General features: G+C 67.9%; 19 protein-coding genes and 1 other RNA gene. 6 read left to right on the forward strand and 14 right to left on the reverse strand.

Features of this window, described 5'->3' with window-relative positions:
* Nucleotides 1–8 precede the first annotated feature (8 nt).
* From murG to mraZ, 9 genes are read right to left on the reverse strand one after another with little or no spacing between them, the layout of a single operon-like run.
* Nucleotides 9–1,097, reverse strand: coding sequence for an undecaprenyldiphospho-muramoylpentapeptide beta-N-acetylglucosaminyltransferase (gene murG / locus AC1DJN_RS15155; RefSeq protein WP_032974909.1), 1,089 nt, complete (start codon nt 1,095–1,097; stop codon nt 9–11).
* On the reverse strand, nt 1,094–2,413 hold the full coding sequence (gene ftsW, locus AC1DJN_RS15160) for a putative lipid II flippase FtsW (RefSeq protein ID WP_025876590.1): 1,320 nt from the start codon (nt 2,411–2,413) through the stop codon (nt 1,094–1,096). Before ftsW ends, murG begins: the two co-directional genes overlap by 4 nt.
* Nucleotides 2,413–3,498, reverse strand: coding sequence for a phospho-N-acetylmuramoyl-pentapeptide-transferase (mraY, locus tag AC1DJN_RS15165; protein ID WP_025876592.1), 1,086 nt, complete (start codon nt 3,496–3,498; stop codon nt 2,413–2,415). The genes ftsW and mraY overlap by 1 nt, the downstream gene beginning before the upstream one ends.
* Nucleotides 3,488–4,882, reverse strand: a complete 1,395-nt coding sequence (locus tag AC1DJN_RS15170) for a UDP-N-acetylmuramoyl-tripeptide--D-alanyl-D-alanine ligase (RefSeq protein WP_032974908.1) — start codon at nt 4,880–4,882, stop codon at nt 3,488–3,490. Before AC1DJN_RS15170 ends, mraY begins: the two co-directional genes overlap by 11 nt.
* Nucleotides 4,879–6,387 (reverse strand): UDP-N-acetylmuramoyl-L-alanyl-D-glutamate--2,6-diaminopimelate ligase, encoded by a 1,509-nt coding sequence (locus AC1DJN_RS15175; RefSeq protein WP_282280492.1) that lies wholly within the window; start codon nt 6,385–6,387, stop codon nt 4,879–4,881. Before AC1DJN_RS15175 ends, AC1DJN_RS15170 begins: the two co-directional genes overlap by 4 nt.
* Nucleotides 6,384–8,228 (reverse strand): peptidoglycan D,D-transpeptidase FtsI family protein, encoded by a 1,845-nt coding sequence (locus AC1DJN_RS15180; RefSeq protein WP_025876598.1) that lies wholly within the window; start codon nt 8,226–8,228, stop codon nt 6,384–6,386. Before AC1DJN_RS15180 ends, AC1DJN_RS15175 begins: the two co-directional genes overlap by 4 nt.
* Nucleotides 8,225–8,488, reverse strand: coding sequence for a cell division protein FtsL (gene ftsL / locus AC1DJN_RS15185; RefSeq protein WP_025876599.1), 264 nt, complete (start codon nt 8,486–8,488; stop codon nt 8,225–8,227). The genes AC1DJN_RS15180 and ftsL overlap by 4 nt, the downstream gene beginning before the upstream one ends.
* Complete coding sequence (gene rsmH, locus AC1DJN_RS15190) at nt 8,485–9,453, reverse strand: 16S rRNA (cytosine(1402)-N(4))-methyltransferase RsmH (protein ID WP_025876600.1); 969 nt, start codon at nt 9,451–9,453, stop codon at nt 8,485–8,487. Before rsmH ends, ftsL begins: the two co-directional genes overlap by 4 nt.
* Nucleotides 9,454–9,467: 14 nt before the next feature.
* Nucleotides 9,468–9,914, reverse strand: a complete 447-nt coding sequence (gene mraZ, locus AC1DJN_RS15195) for a division/cell wall cluster transcriptional repressor MraZ (RefSeq protein WP_025876601.1) — start codon at nt 9,912–9,914, stop codon at nt 9,468–9,470.
* A gap of 33 nt (nt 9,915–9,947) precedes the next feature.
* On the opposite strand from mraZ, the gene AC1DJN_RS15200 reads away from it, so the two are divergent.
* Entirely contained in the window at nt 9,948–10,733 is a 786-nt protein-coding gene (locus tag AC1DJN_RS15200; protein ID WP_478039395.1) for an NRDE family protein, read from the forward strand.
* 270 nt (nt 10,734–11,003) lie between these two features.
* The gene (locus AC1DJN_RS15205) at nt 11,004–11,504 is read left to right on the forward strand and encodes a DM13 domain-containing protein (RefSeq protein WP_478039393.1); all 501 of its coding nucleotides are present in this window, start codon (nt 11,004–11,006) and stop codon (nt 11,502–11,504) included.
* Nucleotides 11,505–11,592: 88 nt separating this feature from the next.
* Here the strand turns inward: AC1DJN_RS15205 and rnpB are convergent.
* The 3 genes from rnpB to rsmI form a co-directional block, all read right to left on the reverse strand.
* An RNA gene (gene rnpB, locus AC1DJN_RS15210) (RNase P RNA component class A) lies at nt 11,593–11,944 on the reverse strand.
* Between the two features lie 115 nt (nt 11,945–12,059).
* Entirely contained in the window at nt 12,060–12,824 is a 765-nt protein-coding gene (locus AC1DJN_RS15215) for a PDZ domain-containing protein (RefSeq protein WP_282280490.1), read from the reverse strand.
* Between the two features lie 126 nt (nt 12,825–12,950).
* On the reverse strand, nt 12,951–13,769 hold the full coding sequence (rsmI, locus tag AC1DJN_RS15220; RefSeq protein ID WP_025876607.1) for a 16S rRNA (cytidine(1402)-2'-O)-methyltransferase: 819 nt from the start codon (nt 13,767–13,769) through the stop codon (nt 12,951–12,953).
* An 81-nt stretch (nt 13,770–13,850) separates the two neighbouring features.
* On the opposite strand from rsmI, the gene AC1DJN_RS15225 reads away from it, so the two are divergent.
* From AC1DJN_RS15225 to AC1DJN_RS15240, 4 genes are all read left to right on the forward strand, one after another.
* Nucleotides 13,851–15,572, forward strand: coding sequence for a penicillin-binding protein activator (locus tag AC1DJN_RS15225; protein ID WP_442252224.1), 1,722 nt, complete (start codon nt 13,851–13,853; stop codon nt 15,570–15,572).
* Nucleotides 15,562–15,930, forward strand: coding sequence for a YraN family protein (locus AC1DJN_RS15230; RefSeq protein ID WP_442252223.1), 369 nt, complete (start codon nt 15,562–15,564; stop codon nt 15,928–15,930). The genes AC1DJN_RS15225 and AC1DJN_RS15230 overlap by 11 nt, the downstream gene beginning before the upstream one ends.
* 110 nt (nt 15,931–16,040) lie before the next feature.
* The gene (locus AC1DJN_RS15235; protein ID WP_333622213.1) at nt 16,041–16,685 is read left to right on the forward strand and encodes a metal-dependent hydrolase; all 645 of its coding nucleotides are present in this window, start codon (nt 16,041–16,043) and stop codon (nt 16,683–16,685) included.
* A complete protein-coding gene (locus tag AC1DJN_RS15240) occupies nt 16,682–18,067 on the forward strand; it encodes an FAD-binding oxidoreductase (protein ID WP_478013618.1) in 1,386 nt (461 codons plus the stop codon). The genes AC1DJN_RS15235 and AC1DJN_RS15240 overlap by 4 nt, the downstream gene beginning before the upstream one ends.
* Nucleotides 18,068–18,164: 97 nt before the next feature.
* Here AC1DJN_RS15240 and AC1DJN_RS15245 read toward each other — a convergent pair whose 3' ends face one another.
* On the reverse strand, nt 18,165–20,186 hold the full coding sequence (locus AC1DJN_RS15245; RefSeq protein ID WP_442252221.1) for an acyltransferase family protein: 2,022 nt from the start codon (nt 20,184–20,186) through the stop codon (nt 18,165–18,167).
* A gap of 166 nt (nt 20,187–20,352) precedes the next feature.
* Nucleotides 20,353–23,334, reverse strand: a 2,982-nt coding sequence (locus AC1DJN_RS15250) for an autotransporter family protein (protein WP_478039394.1), incomplete at its 5' end; no start/stop codon positions are given.

Below are 23,334 nucleotides of genomic sequence, written 5' to 3' on the forward strand. Positions count from 1 at the left end.
TGCCTTCTTCATACAGCTTCCTCGAGAATGATATCGGCGATGCGCTCGGCGGCATCGACCTTGGCCAGGGCACGCGCGGCTTGCGCCATCTGCATGCGGCGGGCGGGATTTTCGGACAGATCACGCAGCAGCGCGGCAATGCCGTCTGCCAGCGTTTCGTCCTGCTTCAGCAATACGGCTGCATCGCGCTCGACCAGGTACTCCGCATTGCGGGTCTGGTGATCGTCGACAGCAGCGGGGAATGGCACCAGCACGCTGCCGATGCCGACCGCGCAGAGTTCGGCCAGCGTGGACGCGCCGGAACGGCATACCACCAGGTCGGCCCAGGCGAAGGCTTCGGCCATGTCGGCGATGAACGGTGTGACCTCGCCCTGCACGCCGGCCTTGGCATAGGCCTCGACTGCTTCGGCATGCAGCTTCTCGCCGCTCTGGTGACGCACCACCACCGGCACCTGCGCACCCAGGCTGGCCAGTGCCTGCGGCACGCCACTGTTGAGCGCGCGGGCACCCTGGCTTCCGCCCAGCACCAGCAGGCGCAGCGGACCGCTGCGATCGGCCAGCCGCTGCTGCGGCGGCGCGACGGCGGCGATTTCGGCGCGCACCGGATTGCCCACGAACTCTTCGCGTGCAGCGAAGGTGCCCGGGAAACCGGTCAGCAGGCGGCGCGCGTAGCGCGACAGGATGCGGTTGGTCAGGCCCGGCGCGCGGTTCTGTTCGTGCACGATCAGCGGCAGGCCGTGCAGGCGCGCGGCCATGCCACCGGGGCCGGAAGCGAAGCCACCGAAGGCGACCACCGCACGCGGCTGGCGATCACGGATGATCAGGCCGGCCGCACGCAGCGCGCGCATCAGGCGCCACGGCGCGGCCAGCAGAGCCAGCTTGCCCTTGCCACGCAGGCCGGTGATGGCCAGCGTATCGATGGCGATGTCGTGCTGCGGAACCAGGCGGGTTTCCATGGCGCCATCGGCACCCATCCAGGTGACCGGCACGCCACGCGCGCGCAGCACGCGGGCCACGGCCAGGCCCGGGAAGATGTGCCCGCCAGTACCACCGGCCAGGATCATCACCGGCCGGTTGTTGTTCTGGGCCGCGCTCATCCGAGCCTCCCGAAGGTGGGTTCGACGCGCGACTGCAGGCGGCTGGTGCCACGCACGGCGGCCGGCTCGGCCGCGGCCGGTTCGGCAGCCATCGGCACGTTCTTCGCCACCGGTGCAGCAGAAGGCTCGGCGGCGGCAGGCCCGGCTACATCGTCGGCGGCGCCCATGCGCACGGCCTGGCGGCGCTCGGCGCGCTTGAGTTCATAGGACACGCGCAGCAGCAGGCCCATCGCCACGCAGGTCATCAGCACCGACGAACCACCCGACGAAATCAGCGGCAGGGTCAGGCCCTTGGTCGGCAGGATGCCCAGGTTCACGCCGATCGAAACGAAGGTCTGCATGCTGATCCACAGGCCGATGCCGAAGGCGATGTAACCGGAGAAGTGGCGCTTCATTTCCACGCAGCGCATGCCCAGCCAGAAGGTGCGGCCGACCAGCAGTGCGTACAGGGCCACGATCACGCAGGTGCCCAGGAAACCGAATTCCTCGGCGGTGACCGAGAAGATGAAGTCGGTGTGCGCCTCGGGCAGGTAGTACAGCTTCTGCACCGAATTGCCCAGGCCAACGCCGGTCCACTCGCCGCGGCCCACCGCCATCAGCGCGTTGGACAGCTGGTAGCCGTCGCCCTGCTGGTCGGCCCACGGGTCGAGGAAGGAGGTGATGCGGCGCATGCGGTACGGCTCGATGATCGCCAGCGCGCTCATGCCGACCAGACCGATCACCACCGGCATCGACATGCGCGGCATGTTCACCCCGCCCAGCACCAGCATGCCGGCGGTGATCGCCAGCAGCAGGGTGGACGAGCCGAAGTCGGGCTGCAGCAGCAGCAGCACCACCAGCGCACCGGCCACGCCCAGCGGCTTGAGCATCGCCGGCCAGGTCGCGTTGACCTCGTCGCGGAAGCGCACCAGGTAGCTGGACAGCCAGACGATGTAGAGCACCTTCACCGCTTCGACCGTCTGGAACTTGGAGATGCCCAGGTTGATCCAGCGGCGGGCACCGTTGACGCTGCTGCCCAGGCCGGGCACGAACACCACCACCAGCAGCGCGAAGCAGCCCAGCAGCAGCATCTGGTTGTACTGCTCGATGGTCTTCAGCTCGGTACGCGCGGCGAAGATGGCCAATACGATGCCGACCGCCAGGAAGATCAGGTGGCGGTTGAGGTAATAGAACGGGCTGCTCATCAACGCGATCGAGCTGGACGCCACCATCACCACGCCCAGCCCGGTGAGCGCGATCATCGCGCCGAGCAGCCACTTGTCGTAGCTGCCACCGATGGCCTCGAGGCGTGTTGCCTGGTGCGACAGGTCATTCATCAGCGTACCTTCAACGTGGCCAGGCCGATCAGCACCAGCACGACGGAGATGATCCAGAAGCGCACGATCACGCGCGGCTCCGGCCAGCCCTTCAGTTCGAAGTGGTGGTGGATCGGCGCCATGCGGAACACGCGCTTGCCGGTCAGCTTGAACGAGGCGACCTGGATCATCACCGACAGCGTCTCGATGACGAACACGCCGCCCATGATCACCAGCACCAGTTCCTGGCGGGTGATCACCGCGATGGTGCCCAGCACCGCGCCCAGCGACAGCGCGCCGATATCGCCCATGAACACCATGGCCGGATAGGTGTTGAACCACAGGAAGCCCAGCCCCGCGCCGGCGATCGCCGCACAGATGATGACCAGCTCACCGGCGCCTGGAATCTGCGGGATCTGCAGGTAGTTGGCGAACACCGCGTTGCCCGACGCATAGGCGAACACGCCCAGCGCGCAGGCCACCAGCACCGTCGGCATGATCGCCAGCCCGTCCAGGCCGTCGGTCAGGTTGACCGCGTTGGAGAAGCCGACGATCCAGAAATAGGCGATGGCCACGAAGCCGATGCCGGCCAGCGGCAGCGCCACCGACTTGAACATCGGGATGTAGAAGGTCAGCGCCGCCGGTACGTCGGCGGTCTGGAACAGGAAGATGCCCGCAGCCAGGCCGAAGATCGACTGCAGCAGGTACTTCCAGCGCGACTTCAGGCCGTTCGGGTCGCGACGGACGATCTTGATCCAGTCGTCGTACCAGCCGATGGCGCCGAAGCACAGCATCACCGCCAGCACCAGCCACACGTAGCGGTTGCGCAGGTCGGCCCACATCAGCACCGACAGGGTGACGGTGAGCAGGATCAGCGAACCACCCATGGTCGGCGTGCCGGCCTTGGAGAAATGGGTCTGCGGACCATCGGTCCGGATCGGCTGGCCGCCCTTGAACTGGGCAAGCTTGCGGATCATCGCCGGGCCGAGCCACAGCGACAGGAACAGCGCCGTCAACGCGGCAAGGATGGCGCGGAACGTCTGGTAGTTGAACAGCCCGAACAGGCTCTCCAACTGCTGCAACCATCGAGCCAGTTCATACAACATGCGGGGATTCCTCTCCTTGCGCCAGCAGCGCTTTGACAATCGTGTCCATGGCGCTGCCACGGGAACCCTTGACCAGGCAGCGCACGCCGGCGTGCAGCGCTTCCTTCAGCGCCTGCGACAGCGCGTCATGGGTGGTGAAATGATGTCCGCCCTCGCCAAACGCAGCGGCGGCAGCGGCGCTGAGCGGGCCCAGCGCATACAGGCGCTTGAGGCCGGCGGCACGCGCGCGGATGCCCGCCTGTGCATGCAGCGCCTCGGCGTCGGCGCCCAGCTCGCGCATGTCGCCCAGCACCAGCCAGCCCTCTTCCGGGGCGGCGGCCAGTGCGTCGATGGCGGCGGCCAGCGAACCAGGGTTGGCGTTGTAGCTGTCATCCACCAGCACCGCGCCGTTGTGCAGCTGATGGGCGATCTGGCGGCCCGGCACCGGCTGCGCTTCCGCCAGGCCGGTGGCCACCAGTGACAGCTCGATGCCGGCGGCAAGCGCCAGGCTGGCGGCGGCCAGCGCATTGCTGATGTTGTGGCGGCCCGGCAGGCCCAGCACCACGCCCGCCTCGCCCATCGGCGTGACCAGGGTGAAGCGGCTGCCCTGCGCACCGGCGCGGATGTCGCGCGCGGTGACGTCGGCGGTGTGTTCCAGGCCATAGCGCAGCACCCGGCAACGTGCCGGGGTACCGATGAAATGCTGTTCGAACCAGCGCCCGTAGGCATCGTCGGCGTTGATCACGGCCACGCCATCGGCCGGCAGCGCGGCGTAGATCGCGCCCTTGGTCACCGCCACGCCGAGCAGGCTGCCCATCCGCTCCAGGTGGGCCGGGGCGATGTTGTTGACCAGGGCATAGCGCGGGCGCGCGATGTCGGTCAGGTAGGCGATGTCGCCCGGCTTGCCGGCGCCCATCTCGTAGACGGCGTAGTCGGCATCTTCCGGTGCGTCGATCACCGCCAGCGGCAGGCCGATCTCGTTGTTGCGGTTGCCCGGGTTGGCGTAGACCACCTTGTGCGCGTGCTGGGCCACCTGCTGCAGGATCGCCAGCAGCAGGCTCTTGACGCTGGTCTTGCCGTTGCTGCCGGTGATGGCGAACAGTTCGGTCGCGCGGTCGCGCTGCATGCCGGCGGCGATCTTCGCCAGCGCGCGCTCGCTGTCGGCCACCAGCACCTGCGGCAGGTCCAGCGGCAGCAGGCGCTCGACCAGCAACGCGCTGGCGCCACGCGCCTGTGCGTCGGCAGCAAAATCGTGGCCGTCGAAGCGTTCGCCACGCAGCGCCACGTACAGGCTGCCCGGACCAAGGCTGCGGGTATCGTTGCTGACCGCGTCGATGGCCACGTCGTCGCCGTGGATCTCGCCACCGGCCCAGTGTGCGATCAGCGAAAGCAGGGTGCGCTTCATGCGGCGCCCTCCCCGGCCTGAGCGGCCAACACACCGGCCTTCGCAGCCAGCGCGGCGGCCGATACTTCGGTGTCGTCGAAGTCATGCCGCACGCCATTCACTTCCTGATAGGGCTCGTGGCCCTTGCCGGCGATCAGGATGATGTCGCCGGCACCAGCGCGCTTCACCGCCAGGCCGATCGCACGCGCGCGGTTGCGCTGCACGGTCACGGCCGAGGCATCGGTGAAGCCAGCCAGGATGTCGGCCACGATCACGTCGCCGTCTTCGCCACGCGGGTTGTCGTCGGTGACGATGACCTGGTTGGCCAGGCGCTCGGCAATGGCAGCCATCTGCGGGCGCTTGCCGGTATCGCGCTCGCCACCGCAGCCGAACACGCAGAACAGCGTGCCCTGCAGGTGGCCGTGCAGGCTGTCCAGCGCCTGTTCCAGCGCGTCGGGGGTGTGTGCGTAATCAACCACCACGGTCGGCAGGCCGTCTTCGCCGCCCAGGCGGTTCATGCGGCCACGGATCGGCTGCAGTGCCGACAGCACCTCGGCGATGCGCGGCAGCGGATGCCCCAGCGCATGCAGGCTGCCGGCCACGGCCAACAGGTTGTCCACGTTGAAGCGGCCCAGCAGCGGCGACTGCACTGCAGCGCGCTGGCCGTCGATGACCAGTTCGAAACCGATGCCGCGGCCGTCCAGCTGCAGCGCTTCAGCGCGCACGCTGGCACCGTCGGCACCACGCGAGCTCAGGCCAATGGCCTGCACGCCCGCCGGCAGACCGGCGAACAGCTGGCGACCGAACGCATCGTCAAGATTGATGACCGCCGCCTTCAGGCCCGGGCGATGGAACAGCCGCGCCTTGGCCGCGCCGTAGCTGGCCATGTCACCGTGGTAGTCAAGGTGATCGCGGGTGAGATTGGTGAACACCGCCACGTCGTAGTGCACCGCATCCACGCGGCCCTGGTCCAGCGCATGCGAGCTGACTTCCATCGCCACCGCGCCCGCGCCATCGTCGCGCAGCTGCGCCAGCAGCGCATGCATCTGCAGCACCAGCGGGGTGGTGAAACCGGTCGGCTCGACCGCACCATAAAGTCCGGCGCCCAACGTGCCGATACTGCCACTGGGCGTACCGAGCAGGTGCCAGGCCTGGGCCAGCAGCTGCACGGTGGAGGTTTTGCCGTTGGTGCCGGTCACGCCAACCATGGTCATCGCCCGCGAAGGCGCACCATGGAACTGGTCGGCCATTGCCCCCAGACGCGCACGCAGGTCCGGCACGGCGATGGCATCGGCCGGTGCAGGCAGCTCGGCAGGCGCCGGCGCTTCGAAGAGGATCGCGCCGGCACCGGCAGCACGCGCCTGCTCGACAAAACCCAGGCCATGCGCGCCGAAACCGGCGATGGCAACGAAGGCATTGCCGGGGCGCACGGCACGACTGTCCAGCACCAGGCCGGTCAGAACGGGATCATGGCCCGCCAGGGCCACGTCCGGAAGCAACTGCGAAAGCAACATCGAAGGGCTCATTGCGTGCCTCCCGTGGCGGGCGGCACATGGGGGTGCGCGCTGGGCAGCGCGGCATCGAATTCAGCGGCGGCATCCACCGGCAGTGCGGCTTCGGCCGGCGGCACCGGCAGCACCGAGGCCGAATGCCCGATCTTTCCGGACTGCTGGGCAGCCAGCCACGACTGCAGGTCATCCAGCGGCACGTCCATCAGGCGCAGGGTGCCTTCCATCACGTTGTGATAGACCGGCGCCGACACCAGGCCGCCGTAGAACTTGCCGCCCTGCGGATCGTTGATGACGATGACGGTGGCAAAACGCGGATTGGTGGCCGGCACCACGCCGGCGAACAGCGCGTTGTAGTGGCCGCGCTCGTAGCCACCGGGGCCGGTCTTGCGCGCGGTACCGGTCTTGCCGGCCACGCGGTAGCCCAGCACCGCCGCCTGCTTGGCGCCGCCCTGGGTGACCACCGTTTCCATCATCGCCACCACCTGCTTGGCGACGTTCTCGTCGATGATCTGCTGGCCTTCGTTGCGCTGGCCCTTGACGAAGGTCGGCGCGATCAGCTTGCCGCCGTTGGCCAGCGCCGAGTACGCGGTGGCGATCTGCAGCGGCGTGACATTCAGGCCATAGCCGTAGGACATGGTCGTCTTGGTCGCGCCGTCCCAGTTGGCGGGGCGCCGCACGACACCGCCGGACTCGCCGGGGAAGCCACTGTGCGGCACCGAGCCGTAGCCGAAACGGCGCACGCCGTCGTAGAACACCTGGTCGGGCATCTTCGCGGCGATCTTGGCCGCGCCGATGTTGGAGCTGCGGGTGATCACACCGGTGACGTTCAGCACGCCGTTGTTGCGCGGCACATCGCGGATGGTGAAACGGGCAACCTGCATGTAGCCCGGGTTGGTATCGATGATGGTGTCCTTGGTCACCACCCCGGACTGCAGCGCGGTGGCGATGGTCAGCGGCTTCATCGTCGAACCCGGCTCGACCAGGTCGGTCACCGCGCGATTGCGGCGCGTGTCCGGCACCGCGCCGTTGAGCGAGTTCGGGTTGTAGGTCGGCAGGTTGACCATGGCCAGGATCTCGCCGGTGGTCACGTCCATGATCACCATCGAGCCGCCGGCCGCCTTGTTGGCCACCAGCGCGTTGCGCAGTTCCTTGAAGGCCAGGTACTGGATGCGGCGGTCGATGCTGAGGGTCAGGTCCTTGCCCGGCTCGGCCGCACGCAGCAGATCGCTTTCGACCGTCTCGCCCTTGCGGTTGCGGATCACCCGCTTGCCGCCGGGCTTGCCACGCAGCCATTCGTCGAAGGCCAGCTCCAGGCCTTCCTGGCCGCGGTCGTCGATGTTGGTGAAGCCCAGCACGTGCGCCATCGCTTCACCCTGCGGGTAGAAGCGTCGGAACTCGCGCTGTGCGGCCACGCCCGGAATCTTCAGCGCGACCACGCGCTCTGCCTCGTCCGGATTGATCCGGCGACGCAGGTACATGAATTCCTTGTCCGACTTCTGCGACAGGCGGCTGCTCAGCTCGTCCACCGACATGCCCACCGCCTGTGCCAGCTCGGGGATGCGCTCGGGCGAACGCAGCAGGTCCTGCGGGTTCACCCAGATCGAGGCGACCGGGGTGGACACCGCCAACGGCTCGCCGTTGCGGTCGGTGATCATGCCGCGCGAAGTCTTGATCGGCAGTTCGCGCAGGTAACGCGCTTCGCCTTGGCGCTGGTAGAAGTCGCTGTTGATGATCTGCACGTAGGCGGCACGACCCACCAGCGATACCGAGCACAGGCCGAGCGCCAGGGCCACCCAGCGCAGGCGCTGGCGCAGGTTGAAGGCGTTGCGTGGACGGTTGCGGCCGGTCTTGCTCATGGGCGCACCACCACCACGTCGGCGGCTTCGGGGAACTTCATGCCGAGCTTTTCGCGGGCGATGCTGTCCACGCGGTTGGCTTCGGCCAAGGTCGCCTGCTCCAGCTGCAGGCGGCCGAATTCGATGTTCAGGTCATCGCGCGCACGCTCGGCGCGCGACAGCTCGATGAACGTCTGCCGGTGACGGTGACGCACGAACACGACGCCGATCGCCGAGGCCACGGTGCAGGCCAACAGGATGATCAGCAGCAGCCGGCTCATGCATCGGCCTCCCGCTTCTGGGCCACACGCAGCACGGCGCTGCGGGCGCGCGGGTTCATCGCCAGCTCTTCGTCGGTGGCCTTGATGGCGCCGCCGATCAGGTCCAGGGTCGGCACGAAGGCCTGCGCCTCGGGCAGCCGGCGGTTGGCCGGCGGTGCCTTGGCCAGGCGGTTCATGTACTGCTTGACGATGCGGTCTTCCAGCGAGTGGAAGCTGATCACCGCCAGCCGGCCACCGGGCTTCAGGCGCTCCACCGCCGCGTCCAGGCCGGCTTCGAGGTCGGCCAGTTCACGGTTGATGTGGATGCGGATGGCCTGGAAGCTGCGCGTGGCCGGATGGATCTTGTCCTTGCCGCGCGGCATCACCGAGGCGATCAGCTCGGCCAGTTCGGCGGTACGGGTGAACGGCTGCTTTTCGCGGCGGGCCACGATGGCGCGGGCGATGCGCCGGCTCTGCCGCTCTTCGCCGTAGGTCCACAGCACGTCGGCGATCTCGCGATCTTCCACGCGGTTGATCCACTGCGCAGCGCTTTCGCCACTGTCCGGGTCCATGCGCATGTCCAGCGGGCCGTCCTTGCCGAAGCTGAAACCACGCTCGGCCACATCCAGCTGCGGCGAGGACACGCCAAGGTCGAACAGCACGCCATCCAGGCCTTCGGCGGTCTCGTTCCACTGCAGCAGCTGGGCGAAGCTGCCACGGAAGATCGACACGCGCGGGTCCGGCGCGAAATCGCGCTCGGCAACGGCAATGGCTTCCGGATCCTTGTCCATGACCAGCAGGCGTCCCTCGGGACCGAGCTGGGTGAGCACGCCACGTGCATGACCGCCACGACCGAACGTGCCATCCAGATAACGTCCGTTTTCGATCACCCTCAGGCCTTCCAGGACCTGGGTGTACAGGACCGGCAGATGCACCGCCGGCGACTGCGACACCGGAAGGTGACCGGTCTGCGCTTCTGGGCGCATCCGGGCACCCCGGCTCACAACTTCAGGTCGAGCAACCCATCACCCAGATCCTCATCAGACAACGTCTGCTGGATCAGGGCCCGATGCGCCTGCTCGCTCCACAATTCGAATTTGTCGCCCATACCGAGCAATACCGCCTTCTTCTCAATGCCCACCGCACCGCGGTGGCTGGCGGGAATGCTGATGCGACCGTTACCGTCCAGCTCCAGGTGGGCGGCTGAACCGACCAGCTTCTGCTGCAGCAGACGTACGACGCGCTGTGTGTTGGGTTTGGACATGACGTCGTCGCGTACCCGCTCCCATTCCGACTCGGCGTACAGCCACAGGCAGCCGGATTCGAAGGGGTTGTAGGTCAACACGAGACGGTTGTTGCTGACGCGCGCAACCAGGTCGCGGTGAGCGGTGGGAACCGCCATGCGTCCTTTGTCGTCAACTGTGATGGCCGTCTCGCCCTGGAACACGACGCCTGCACCTTATCCTTCGCCCGGTGAAACATCCTGCTTGCTATTGGCTGGTTGCACCACCCGCGCTGGCGGCTGGTGATGGCCGGCAACCGTGATGAGTTCCACGCCCGCCCGACCGCGGCCCTGGCCCCCTGGCAGGATGAGACGTCGGTCATCGGCGGACGCGACCTGCGCTCGGGCGGCGGCTGGGCCGGGGTGGGTGCCGGCGGCCGGATGGCGGTGGTGACCAACGTCCGCGATCCGCAGGCTTCCCAGACCGGGCCATCGCGTGGCGCCCTGGTGGCCGACTACCTGCGTGGCCGCGATCCGGCGGGTATGCATATAGAACGCCTGGCCGGGATCTCCACTGCCTATGCCCCGTTCAACCTGCTGCTGGCCGATGGCCACAGCCTGGAGTATCTGGGCAACCACCCGGCCGAGCGGCAGACGCTTGGCCCGGGTGTGCACGGCATGTCCAACGGCGCGCTTGATGCGCCCTGGCCGAAGACCCGGCGGCTGATGGATGCGCTGTTGGCGTGGCTGGAGCAAGACGGGGTCGGATCCCTTTCCCAACGGGAAAGGGCGCTGACCCCGGACCTGACCCCACTGTGGGATGCCCTGGCCGATGAACATCGCCCGGTCGACAGCGACCTGCCCGATACCGGCATCGGCCTGGAACGCGAACGCTGGCTCAGCCCCGCTTTCATCCGTGGTGACGATTACGGCACCCGCGCCAGCACCGTGCTGCTGATTGATGGCAACGGCCACGGCGAAATCCACGAGCGCCGCTTTGGTCCGCAGGGCGTACCCAGCGGACAGGGTCACGTCATTTTCTGACTGGAACGGTAGTGCCGGCCGCTGGCCGGCACTCTGGCGCCCGGCGTGTCGTGTTTTCCATCAAATGGGCCGTCGACGGGACAGGTCAAATGCGTCATTCAGCTTCCGGGCGCGACCAATACCCGCTTCTGCCACAAGGGCTTCAGCGTCACAGGCACTCCGCTGTGCCCTTTTCGCCTTCGGCACTGTGTCTATAAATGTCGCCCTCAGCCTCCCAAGGTAGCCCTGCCCGGCGCCATGCCGCGCGATCCACACCCATAAGGAGGCCCCGTGCGCCGCATCCTCATCCTGCTCGCCACCCACCTGCTCACCCTCGGCCTTGGCTTCGGCCTGGGCGTGTATTTGCTGCCCATCCTGATCGCTCCCGATGACCCGCCGCTCGCGCAGGTGCAGGCGGCGATGGCCGACGCCACTTACCACACCACCTTCCGTCGCGACCTCAAAGGCAGTGACGCGGTGCATTGGGCCGAAGGCAAGGTCAGCGTCAGCGCGCGCCAGGTCGCCTTCAACGGCAAGATGGGCCCGGGTCCTGACTACAAGGTCTACCTGGTCCAGGACTTCGTCGACAACAAAGCGGACTTTCTGAAGATCAAGGACAAGGCCCAGCGCGTCGGTGAGGTCAAGACCTTCAACCGCTTCCTGGTGGACGTGCCGGCCAATGTGGACGTGGACCAGTTCACCACCGTGGTGGTGTGGTGCGAGCGCTTCTCGCAGTTCATTTCCGCCGGGCASTACCAGGTCCACACACCCTGCGTGGACGGCGATAGGTAAATCCACGCCATGCGTGGATGGACGTGGTAGATCCACGCCATGCGGGATGGACGTTGGTAGATCCACGCCATGCGTGGATGGAATGAAGGGGCGGAGCCGGCCKRTAAGCCGGGTTCTGTCGTGGACAGTCATTCYTCTAGGCGTTACGTCGCCGCAACGCTCAAGCAACCTACCCGGATCCAACGCGGGCCGCGCCAATGGATCCCTATTTGGTCTTGCTCCAGGTGGGGTTTGCCGTACCGGTCTGTTGCCAGACTCGCGGTGCGCTCTTACCGCACCATTTCACCCTTACCGGCCTTCCGAAGAAGACGTAGGCGGTATCTTTCTGTTGCACTTTCCGTCGGCTTGCGCCGCCCAGGCGTTACCTGGCACCTTGCCCTATGGAGCCCGGACTTTCCTCGGCACCCCCGAAGGGATGACGCGACTGTCTGGCCGACTCCGCCGCGCGCATTCTAGCGTACGCGGGCCCGCCCTGCCGGTTTGATTGCGGCGTGCGGTTCATCTGCCCCAGCAGTAGAGCCACGACACGCGTGGCTGCGCACCGCACCTGCAGGTTCAACGCGCCAGCAGCGCCGCCCGCGATTGGAGCACCAGCCCGATATCCAGCTCCTGCGACGAGGCCCCGGTTGCCAGATCCAGCACCGTGCGGCGCACCTTCAGCTGGATGCGATCACCGGGCGCGTACGCGCGAAGGACCTGTTCGATGCCGTAGGTCGTCGCCACGGCGGTGCCCTGCACCGACAGCACCTCGTCATTTGCCTTCAGGCCGGCCCGCTCGGCGTTGCTGCCGTTGAGCACGTGATTGACCAACGTCCCTCCCGCCATCCCCAACCCCAGCACGGGCCGCAACGCGTCGGCGCGATCATCGACGGCACCGTTGGCCGAGCGCGACATCTCGGTGTGGGCGAGCAGGCGCCCCGCCATACGTTCATCGAAATGCGGGGCCTGCATGGCAAACGCGCCACATTCCAGCACGCCACGCAGCGGCGGCTGCTTGTAGCTGCCGTGCAGCGCCTCGCGCAGCCGCGTCCACTGGCGCGCACTTACATACCGGTGCTGGCTGGCCGCCATCTGCTGGTAGGCCTGCTCGATCGCTTCGCGCGCAGCGGGGTCCACCTGCGGGCAGCCCTCGGCCAGGTCCACGGCTTCCCGTGCGGCGGTGTAGATGACGATCGCGTGGTTGCCTTCCACATACGGGCCCTGCCGCAACTGCACCAGGCCAGGATCGAACAGCTCATAGCCGGTGAAGCCACGCCCCAGATCCGATGGGTCGATCTCCTCGCCCGCCCACGCGTGGGCGGAAACGACCAGAGCCAACACCAGTGAAAGTCCTTTTGCCGACATCGTCCTCATCCTTGTCCAGGGCCACTTCATCCACGCATGGCGTGGATCTACTGCATTCCGGGCTGTTTTCATCCACGCATGGCGTGGATCTCCTTCACCCACTCAACTGCCGTACAACGCCTTGCGCGGTGCGCCGGTCAACTCGGCCGCCAGCTTGGCCGCGGTCGACGGTGGCAGGTGCTCGCTCAGCTTGGCGTAGACGTGCCGGCCATGTGCCAGCTGCGCCTCGGCATCGTCGCCAGCGCCCTGCACCATCACCACGAACTCGCCCTTGCGCTGGTTGTCATCGGCTTCCACCTGCGCCAGCAGCCCGGCCAGGTCGCCATCCAGCACGGTCTCGAACAGCTTGGTCAGCTCGCGCGCGAGCACGGCCGGGCGCTCGCCGCCAAAGATCGCCGCCATGTCGGCCAACGACTCGGTGATGCGGTGCGAGGATTCGTAGAACACCATCGTGCGCACTTCGCCGGCCAGCCCCTGCAGGCGATCGCGGCGGCCGCTGGCCTTGGCCGGCAGGAATCCCTCGAAACTGAAGCGGTCGCTGGGCAGGCCGGCCACGCTCAGCGCAGCGATGGCCGCGCAGGCGCCGGGAATCGGGCTGACCTTGATGCCGGCAGCACGCGCGGCACGCACCAGCCGGAAGCCCGGATCGCTGACCAGCGGGGTGCCTGCATCGCTGACCAGCGCCAGCGACTCGCCCGCCTGCAGCCGCGCCACCAGGCGCTGGGCCAGGGCCTCTTCGTTGTGTTCGTGCAGGGCCACCAGCGGCTGCTGGATGCCGAAATGGGACAGCAGCTGGCCACTGCGGCGGGTGTCCTCGGCGCAGATGGCCGCCACCGAACGCAATACCTCCTGCGCGCGCGGGCTCAGATCGGCCAGGTTGCCGATCGGCGTGGCGACGACATACAGGGTTGGGACACTCATTTCAGCGGTACTCACGGGGCAAGGGTAGAATCCTAGCGTGTACCTGGCCAAGGCCGCTGCCCTCATCGCATGGACCCGATCATGAACAAGCCCGCCGCACGCATCTCTGCCCTGTCGCTGTCGTTGATGCTGCTGGCCGGTTGCGCCACCACCAGCCTCGTCAGCACGCCCGAATCGCCGGCCCAGAGCCAGGCGCTGGCGCTGATTGAACAAGGCAAGCCGCGCGACGCCGCCCTGCAACTGGAAGCGCTGGCCGCGACCCTGCGTGGCGGTGCCCGCAGCAACGCACTGGCCGATGCGGCCTGGGCCTGGCACCTGGCCGGCGACAGCGCACGCGCGCGCAGCCTGCTGGGCCAGGTGACCGCCCGCCAGCTGACCGGCGCCAGCCTGCAGCGTTACCAGCTGGCCAGCGCCGAGCTGGCGCTGGCAGACAAGCAGCCGGCGCAGGCACTGGCCCTGCTGAAGGATCATGCCGACAACGTGCACCCAAGCCTGCGCACGCGCTGGTCGCTGGCCCGCGCCAGTGCCCTGCAGGCCACCGGCGATGCCTTTGGCGCCGCCACCGAACGCGCCCGTGCGCATGCCGGCCTGACCGGCACCGCGCGCAGCGAGAACCAGGCCGCCATCTCCGGCCTGCTCGGCACCCTCGACGATGCCACCCTGCGCAGCCGCGCCGCCGCCTTGCCGGCCAATGACCCGCTGTACAACTTTGCAGGCCGTGCACTGATCGCCCGTGGCCTGCCGCTGCCGCGCCCGTTCGATCGCGATGGCGCCGCCCAGTTCGACACCAGCAAGCGCCCGCCGGCGATGAGCGATGGCTACCGCCCGCCGGCCAAGCTGGCCGTGCTGCTGCCGCTCAGTGGTCGCCTGGCCACTGCCGCACAGCCGGTGCGCGATGGCCTGCTCAGCGCCTACTACGGTGAAACCCGCCGTCGTCCGGAGGTCAACTTCTTCGACACCGCCGGTACCCCGGCCGGTGCGCTGGCCGCGTATGACAAGGCCGTGGCGTCCGGCGCCGACTTCGTGGTGGGCCCGCTCGGCCGCGACGAGGTGGATGCCGTGTACGGCCGCCAGCAGCTGCCGGTACCGGTCCTCGGCCTGAACCGCGGCAAGGATGCACCGCCCGCCGGCAGCGCCGGTTTCTCGCTGGCACCGGAGGACGACGGCATCGTCGCCGCCGAATACATGCGTGGCCGCGAGCGCAGCAAGGCGCTGGTGATCAACAGCAGCGACGACACCGGCCGTCGCGCCGCAGCCGCCTTCGCCCAGCGCTTTGCCCAGCGCGGCGGCAGCGTCGCCACCACCATCGCGATCAGCGAAACCGTGGGGGATGTCAGCGCGCAGGTGCGCAACGCTGGCGCGGTCGATGCTGTGTTCCTGGCCGTACGTGCACCGCAGGCCCGCCTGCTGGCCCCGCAGCTGGCGCTGGCCGGTGCCGGTGGTGCCACCCGCGTGGGTACCTCGCAGCTGACCACCGGAAGTGGCAAGGTCGAAGAAGACGTGGCGCTGGACGGCATCATCTACCCGAACGAAGCCTGGAACGTGCGCAGCGTGTCCGGCGTGCCGTCCGCTGCCCAGGTCACGCAGACCCTGCCCAGCGCGCGCGGCGCCGCCAGCCGCCTGTTCGCCTTCGGCGCCGATGCGTGGAAGATCAGCGCCTACCTGGACAAGCTGGCCACCGAAGGCGGCCTGGACGGCGCCACCGGCACGCTGTACCTGGACAGCAACGGCAACATCCTGCGCCAGCCGGCATGGTCGACCTTCAGCGGTGGCCGGCCGATGCCGATCGCCGGTGGTCGCTGAGCACCTGCAACGTGGCTCGGCGGTGGAAGCCGCCGCCGAGCAGCATCTGCAGCAGGCCGGGTTGCGGCCGCGCGCACGCAACGTGCGTTATCGCGGCGGTGAACTGGACCTGATGATGGATGACGCCGGCACCGTGGTGTTCGTGGAAGTGCGCTACCGCGCACGACAGGACTTCGGTGGCGGCGCGGCCTCGGTCGATCCGCGCAAATGCCGGCGCCTGATCCACGCTGCGCAGCTGTACCTGCAGGAACACCCCGCCGTGGCCGATGCGCCCTGCCGCTTCGACGTGGTTGAAGCCACGGGCGAACCACCGCAGCTGCACTGGCTGCGCGATGCGTTCCGGTTGGATGATTGCTGATGGGTACCGTCCGCTCTGGTAGAGGCCGACCTTGGTCGGCGCTTCTGTGCCAACCAAGGTTGGCACCTACCAGAGCGCAGCCTGGCCGGCACTACCACGGTGCGTGACTGATGCCTTCGATCATCACCCACGCGGCGGTGCCACTGGCGTTGTGGTGCGCTGCTGATCGCGGCCGCATTCCGCCGCGCCTGCTGGGCGCCGGCGTGATCGCGGCGATGCTGCCCGACGCCGATGTACTCGCGTTTGCCCTGCACATTCCCTACGCCGATGCGTTCGGCCATCGGGGGGCCAGCCACTCGTTGCTGTTCGCCTGCGTGCTGGCGGCGTTGGCGGCGGTGTTGGCGTTCTTTGGTAGCCGCCGACCTGGGTCGGCGCCGCTCAGCTCCGGTAGTCGCCAACCTTGGTTGGCGGTGCTGTGCCAACCAAGGTTGGCACCTACCACGGCAAAGCCAAGGTTGGCATCTACCGTACAAGCGGCGGTGTTCGTGTTCGTCTGCGCCGCCAGCCATCCGCTGCTGGATGCGTTGACCTCCGGCGGCCTTGGCGTTGCGTTGGCCTGGCCCTGGAGCGAACACCGCTTCTTCGCGCCCTGGCGGCCGATCCGCGTGTCGCCGTTCGCGCCGCAGTTCTTCAGCGCGCGCGGCCTGGCCACCCTGCTGTCGGAACTGCGCTGGGTGTGGCTGCCGCTGGCCGGCGCTGTCATCGCCTGGAAACTGATTCACCCCGCCCCCGCTGCCCCACGAGATCTGTCATGAGTACTGCCCTGCCCTCCGCATTGGTTGCCGAACTGTCCGCCCTGCTGGGCAGCGACGGCTGGCGCATGGATGACGGCGCACTGGAGGCGAACGCGCAGGACAACTCATGGCGCCACCAGCGCCCGGCTGCGGTGGCACTGCCGGCAGACATCGAACAGGTGCAGGCGCTGGTGCGTGCCTGCCGCGCGCATGGCGTGGCCCTGGTCGCGCGCGGTGCGGGCACCGGCACCACCGGCGCCGCCGTGCCAGTGCCCGGCAGCATCGTGCTGTCGTTCACCCGCATGGATCGAATCCTCGAGATCCGCGCCGGTGACCGCTGCGCGGTGGTGCAGCCGGGCGTACTCAACGGAACGCTGCAGCAGGCACTGGCACCGCACGGCCTGTTCTGGGCACCGGACCCGTCCAGCGCCGAGATCTGCAGCATCGGCGGCAACCTGGCCTGCAATGCCGGTGGTCCGCGCGCGGTGAAGTACGGCACCAGCCGCGACAACGTGCTGGGCCTGGTGGCGGTGACCGGTACCGGCGAGGTGATCCGCTGCGGCGGTGCCTACACCAAGGACGCCACCGGCTATGACCTGACCCATCTTCTGGTGGGCAGCGAAGGCACGCTGGCGCTGATCGTGGAAGCCACGCTGAAGCTGACCCCGCTGCCGGTCAGCCAGGCCGGGCTGCGTGTGCTGTACCGCGATGCCGACGCGGCCGCCTCTGCCGTCTCGCGGCTGATGTCGCAGCCGGTCGTTCCCACGCGCTTGGAATTCATGGACGCACGCAGCCTGGAGCTGTTGCGCCTCAATGGCGCAGACGTACCCGAGGCGGGCGCGATGTTGCTGGTCGAGGCCGATGGCGACCACGACACCCTGCCCTATCTGCTGCAGGCATTGGCGACCGCCGCCGAAGGTGACGGCATGATCGCACTGGACGTGGCGATGGAAGGCCGCGCGCGCGACCAGCTGTGGGCCGCACGCAAGGCCTTGTCACCCGCGCTGCGCAGCGTCGCCCCGGGCAAGATCAACGAGGACGTGGTTGTACCGGTATCGCGCATCCCCGATCTGGTAGCCGGCGTGCAGGTACTGGCCCACGACTATTCGCTGACCATCGTCACCTTCGGCCATGCCGGCAACGGCAACCTGCACGTCAACATCCTGTACCACCCGGACGATGCCGACGAGAACGCACGCGCGCATGCCGCGCTGCCGAAGATCTTCGAACTGACGCTGGCGCTGGGTGGCACGCTGTCGGGCGAACACGGCATCGGCCTGGCCAAGCGTGATTTCATGGCGAAGGCGTTCACCGCGGAAACGCTGGCGGCGATGCGCGCGATCAAGGCCGCGCTGGACCCGGATGGCATCCTCAACCCGGGCAAGGTGCTGCCGCCGGCATAGGCCGCGGACAACTGTTGAGCCGAGCCATGCTCGGCTCGCCGCGTTCCGCGCGGGCTTGCGCGAGCGGAACGGAGAGCAGCAAGGCGCGGGCCCGGCGCTACAGTGGATTGTCGCTCGCAATATCGATCAGGGTCTGCCGGAAGCTGGGCAACAGCACGCGATTGCCATGGCCGCTCAGGTGATCGTTGTCGAAGAACAGCGGTTCACCGTCCTGCACGGCCGAGCAGGTATCCGACCCGCACAGCAGCGGCAGCGGATCCCACACGGTCAATGACGGGTAACGCGCGGCCAGCTCGGCCAGCAGTGCCATCTGCGGCGCACGCAGCATATGCAGATCCGCGCGCGACATGCTCAGGCCACCGACGCACGCCGGATTGCTACGGTTGAACCAGTCCGAGCAACGGTAGGCCCCGGCCTTGAACAGCGGCAGCGGTGCATCGATGACCACGTGCACGCCCAGCCGCTGCAGCCGGCCCAGCACACGATCGGCTTCATCGCGTGCCGCCTGCGCATGCGCGGGTGTGCGCTCGGCCAGCAACTGCCGATAAATCTGCTGTGCGTCCTGTTGCTGCCAGTCGAACCCTCGCAGCTCCGGCATGCGCAGCGCCGCCAGCAACACGATGTCACCCGGGCGCGCGTCGCGTTCGATGGCCGACAGGCTGTCCTCGATGAAGTCCTGGCAGTCGGCCGGGCTGGCCCGCAGCAGATTGACGAAGCTGCAGCCGCCGCGATCCTCCTGGCGGATCTCCATCCCGGTCTGTCGCGCGACCATGCTGGTCATCGTGCGGTAGGCCGCCGCATGCGAGTCGCCGACAACAAACAGGCGTCGCCCTTCGAGCGCGGGGGTGCTCACCGCTTCCAGCGGTCGCCACGCCGGGTAGCGGCGCGCCTGCCATGCGTAGCCATCGCGGGTGACGCTGAGCGAGATCTGCTCGTGGTACTCCACCGTCGCCCAGGCACCGGCGCCGCACAGCGCTACCACCGGCAGCGCCATCGCCAGCACCTTCGCCGGCGCGAGCCGCAACAGCGGCAGCGCGCTGCGCAGTGGACGTTCAACGCAATGGTAGGACGCAGCCGACACGGCCAGCAGCAGCACCGGATACAGCCACAGCGCAGCGCCCTGCAGCCCGTAGGTCCAGCGCAGCAGCACCAGCAGTGGCCAATGCCACAGGTACAGCGAATACGACAGGCGCCCCAAGTAGGACAGCGGTGCCCAGCCCAGGGCGCGGCCGACCCGCGATTGGCCATGCCCGGCTACCGCCGCCAACAGCAGCAGGGTGCCGACCACCGTGGCCAGCACACCCGGCACCGGCATCGCCAGTTGCGGCGCGACAAGTACGCCCGCCAGCAGCAGGGCCAGGCCGGACAGTGCGAGCGCGTCCCCGCGCCTGCCGGGACCGCGCGTGCTCATCCACTGGTACAACAGCGCACCGGCCGCCAGTTCCCAGAACCGCGACGGCAGCAGATAGAACGCCGCCGCCGGGGCCGTCTGCGCCTGCCAGGCCGCCCACGCCAGCGACAGCACCGTGAGCGCCGGCAACAGCACACGCGACCACGGCCAGCGGTCGCGGCCGCGCAACCAGACGAAGAACAGCAGCGGGAACACCAGGTAGAACTGCTCCTCCACGCCCAGTGTCCAGGTGTGCAGGAACGGATTGAGCTCCGCGCCGGGCGAGAAGTAGTCATCCTGCTGGCCGGCCAGTACCACGTTGCTGAAACCCACCAGCGCCGCCCAGCCGGTCTGGTCGAACTGCTCGTTGCGCCAGGCGCGGGGAATGAACAGCGCCGACAGCACGAAGGTGGCCATCAGCATCACCAGCAGCGCCGGCAACAGGCGCAGTACGCGGCGCCGGTAGAAATCGAGCAGCAGCGCGCCCAGTGGCATGCCTGCACGCGCAGCCAGCGATTGGCTGATCACGAAGCCGGAGACCACGAAGAACAGGTCCACGCCGGTGAAACCACCGGGCAGCCACGCCGCGTTCGCATGGAAGACGATGACGGCCARCACGGCCAGTGCACGCAGGCCATCGATGGCAGCGTTGTGGGAGCGTTCGGGGTGAAGCATGCGGGCGACCGTCAGCGAGCGATCCGGCAGCATGGACAGCGCTTGCGCAGTCATTCAATGGACAATCGCGACAGACGTGGACATTGTTCATGTCCAATCCCCGCTCAGCGCGATGGTAGAGCCGAGCCATGCTCGGCGGTTCTGCAGCCAGATCGCTTGGGGTCAGAGCCCATTGCCATGCAATGGGCTCCGACCCCGGCGTCGGCCCTGGCGTCGTTGTTTACCAGGCCATGCGCAGGCCCACCTGGCCGCCCACGTTGCGGTAACCGTGGTCACCGCGCTGCACGCTCAGGCCGCCCCACGCGTTCCAGCGCTGGCCCAGCTTCAGCCCGGCACCGGCCTGCACTTCGTAGCGGTTGCGCGGCACATCCGCGCCCACCGTGTCACCGTTGAACTGCAACGCGCTGGTGCCGCTGCCACGTAGCCAGTTCACGCCCAGGTAGGGCTGCACCACGCTGCCCGCCGCGATGCCGCCACCGAACACGCGCACGCCCACGCGTCCGTTCAGGCCACCGGCATCGGCACGATCGATCACCGTGCCGTTGTGCTCCACATGACGATCGGCGCGGAACTCCGCGTACGACAATTGCAGCTGCGGCTGCAGGTACAGCTGGCTCGACGCCCCCAGCCAGACGCTGAAGGTGTAACCCGCCTCCAGCGACGCGCTGGTCGTGCGCGAATCGTACTGCTCCGGCTCCAGGCCCACGCCCCGCACCCGGTTGTCGAAACGGCCGTACTGCACGTTCGCATCCACATAGGCGCCGTGACTGCCCTCGGCGTCCTGCAGCCAGGTGCCATAAACACCCAGCGCAGTGCCACGCACGCGGCCGGTAGCGGTGTAGCCGGTCAGATCCGAAACGACGCGGTTGTCGGCGAGGCCACTGCCCAGCATCACCCCGAAGGCGGCATTGCCCCGACGCAGCAGATCACTGCCGACCTGCAGAACCGAGGTAGTGCCGTCCCCCGACAGCTGACCACCCACCGCAGTGAAATCGGCATTGCTGCGGCCTACGCGCGCCCACGCAGTGCGCTCGCTGCCGATGGCGCCGGTGCGCTCATGCATGCGGTGGGCAAACATGTTGATGGCGGCCGACTGGTTGGCCAGGTAGACACCTGCCTCGGGACGCAGCACCGGCGGCGGCCGGATCGGGTCCACCGGCCCCACGCCACCTTCCCCGCCGTCTCCCGGGTCTGGCCCCGGGCCGGGATTCACGGCACAGCCCGGCGCAGCCGGATCGTCCTCGCACACATCGAACCACTGCGAACGCAGGTACCAGTTGCCATCGGAAGGATCGGCCAGGCCGCCGTGGAACAGGAAGTACTCGTACGAGCCGCCCACCGCACGGCCTGCCAGCGCGTAGCGCGCCAGCGATGCACCGTCCACGTGGATCAGCTGGATGCCGTCCGCCGTAGGTGCGCCCACTCCACCAATGTTGTTGACCACGACGCTCGCATCACCCGAGGTATTCCCCCGCACATGCAGGAGATCGATCGCACTGTCATCGCCCGCCAGTGCGCCCTGGAACAGGAAGGTGGCACCTTCGCTGTGCAGGTCGCCGTCCACGGTGAGCGTGTTGAAGCGGCCGCTGCCGTCGGACAACGCCAATCCACTGCTGAGCACCTGCAGCCCACTGATCGTGGCATCGGCGGCCAACGTCCACTGGCTGTCGTTTTCGATCGTCATCGTCCGCACCAGATCGGAAGCCCCCTGCCACAGCGAGCCGCCAGCCAAACGTACATGCACATCGGACTGTGGCACCAGGCCGGCGTCCTCGTCCTCGGGCGTGATGACGATGTCGCCGACCATCTGCGAGCCGCCTTGGAGCACCACGTCGAAGCGCCCGGCCACCGCCGCATCCAGTGCCAGGCCGATGCCGTTGCCACCGGATACCAGCGCGCCGTTGGACAGGGTCAGGCCCGCGTCACGGCTGCTGCGCAGCCACACACCACCATGCTGTGCGCTGACCAGCGAGCCACCGTCGATGCTCATGCGGCCGTTGTCATTGACCACCGCTGCCCACGCGCCTTCGCCTTCGGTGCGGACGTGGGTGTTGGTCAGGATCATCTGCCCCGGTCCACCCGAAATGACACCATGCGAGGAGCGGCCCAAGGTGCGCAAACGGCTGCCGGCCAGCGTGACGGTGCCACCAGTACGGGCAATCGCTGCAGCAGATCCATCACCCTGGGTCAGCACATCGGTGTCGATCGCCTCGATGCGCGGGCGGCGGTTTGCATCGTCCTGCGCGTACAGGCCATGGGCAGAGCTGCCCTTTGTACTCAGCGTCGTGCTGAAAATCCGTGCCACGCCGCCACGCACATCCAGCCCGAGCCCGCGATCCCCCTCGGCCGCCACCGACGAATCACGCAGCACCAGCGTGGACTGGTTCGGCATCCAGATGGCGGTGCCGGCAGAGGCCGCAAGCGAGCTGCGTTCCACCGTCACCGTATTGCCGCGCCCGTTGATGTCCAAGGCCCATATCTCGTTGCGCACGCTGCTGCCGCGCAGGACGGCTTCGCTATCCTGCATGAGTCTCAGCCCATAGGTGCCGGACAACACGCTGCCCTGTACAGCCAGGGTGCCACCGGACAGCTGCACTGCGATGCTCTGTGCACCCTGAACGGCGATCCTGCTGTCGACGACATGAGCAGTACCGCCCAGTCCCAGGCCGGTTACCGATCCACCCTGCACGTCGACGTCAACCGCGTGCATTGACAGTGTCGCACCAGGTTGCACCCGAGCGGCGTAACCCGTATTGCCAACGAGACGGATACTCGAATCCCGCAGCACTAAATCCGCTGAGCCGGTCGCCAGCACACCGCTCTGTCCGTTGCCGTCCATCTCGATGTGGACACCGCCCAACGTCGCAGTACCGGCATTTGCATGCAGGCCTGAAGCACCGGCGCGGCTCACCTGCAGTTGCCCCCCCTGCACCTGCAAAGTGCCACCCATCAGCCGCAAGGCATCACCTCCGCTGCTGTGCACCCGCACATCCTCCAGTTCGGCATGGGCATCCTGCACCTGCACGCCATGCGCGCTGTTGCCGGTGGTTTCGATGACCACTCCTTTGGCGCGCAGGCTCGCGCCTGCGGCGACCGATGCCCCTGCGGCGGATATGCCCGTCGTGGTCAGTTTTCCCCCTTCCAGCGAAACCAGGCTTCCGGCGCCCTCGACATGCACCGCGTGCGCTGCACGTCCTTCCGT

It is taken from the genome of Stenotrophomonas sp. 05L414_2 (assembly GCF_056397905.1).

What these genes read in the sequence shown, in the direction of transcription:
- AC1DJN_RS15180 (WP_025876598.1), bottom strand. Translation starts at nt 8,228, where the DNA reads ATGAGCAAGACCGGCCGCAACCGTCCACGCAACGCCTTCAACCTGCGC.
- AC1DJN_RS15175 (WP_282280492.1), bottom strand. Translation starts at nt 6,387, where the DNA reads ATGAGCCCTTCGATGTTGCTTTCGCAGTTGCTTCCGGACGTGGCCCTG.
- ftsW (WP_025876590.1), bottom strand. Translation starts at nt 2,413, where the DNA reads ATGAATGACCTGTCGCACCAGGCAACACGCCTCGAGGCCATCGGTGGC.
- murG (WP_032974909.1), bottom strand. Translation starts at nt 1,097, where the DNA reads ATGAGCGCGGCCCAGAACAACAACCGGCCGGTGATGATCCTGGCCGGT.
- AC1DJN_RS15225 (WP_442252224.1), top strand. Translation starts at nt 13,851, where the DNA reads ATGAACAAGCCCGCCGCACGCATCTCTGCCCTGTCGCTGTCGTTGATG.
- AC1DJN_RS15235 (WP_333622213.1), top strand. Translation starts at nt 16,041, where the DNA reads ATGCCTTCGATCATCACCCACGCGGCGGTGCCACTGGCGTTGTGGTGC.
- rsmH (WP_025876600.1), bottom strand. Translation starts at nt 9,453, where the DNA reads ATGCGCCCAGAAGCGCAGACCGGTCACCTTCCGGTGTCGCAGTCGCCG.
- AC1DJN_RS15170 (WP_032974908.1), bottom strand. Translation starts at nt 4,882, where the DNA reads ATGAAGCGCACCCTGCTTTCGCTGATCGCACACTGGGCCGGTGGCGAG.
- ftsL (WP_025876599.1), bottom strand. Translation starts at nt 8,488, where the DNA reads ATGAGCCGGCTGCTGCTGATCATCCTGTTGGCCTGCACCGTGGCCTCG.
- mraY (WP_025876592.1), bottom strand. Translation starts at nt 3,498, where the DNA reads ATGTTGTATGAACTGGCTCGATGGTTGCAGCAGTTGGAGAGCCTGTTC.
- rsmI (WP_025876607.1), bottom strand. Translation starts at nt 13,769, where the DNA reads ATGAGTGTCCCAACCCTGTATGTCGTCGCCACGCCGATCGGCAACCTG.
- AC1DJN_RS15240 (WP_478013618.1), top strand. Translation starts at nt 16,682, where the DNA reads ATGAGTACTGCCCTGCCCTCCGCATTGGTTGCCGAACTGTCCGCCCTG.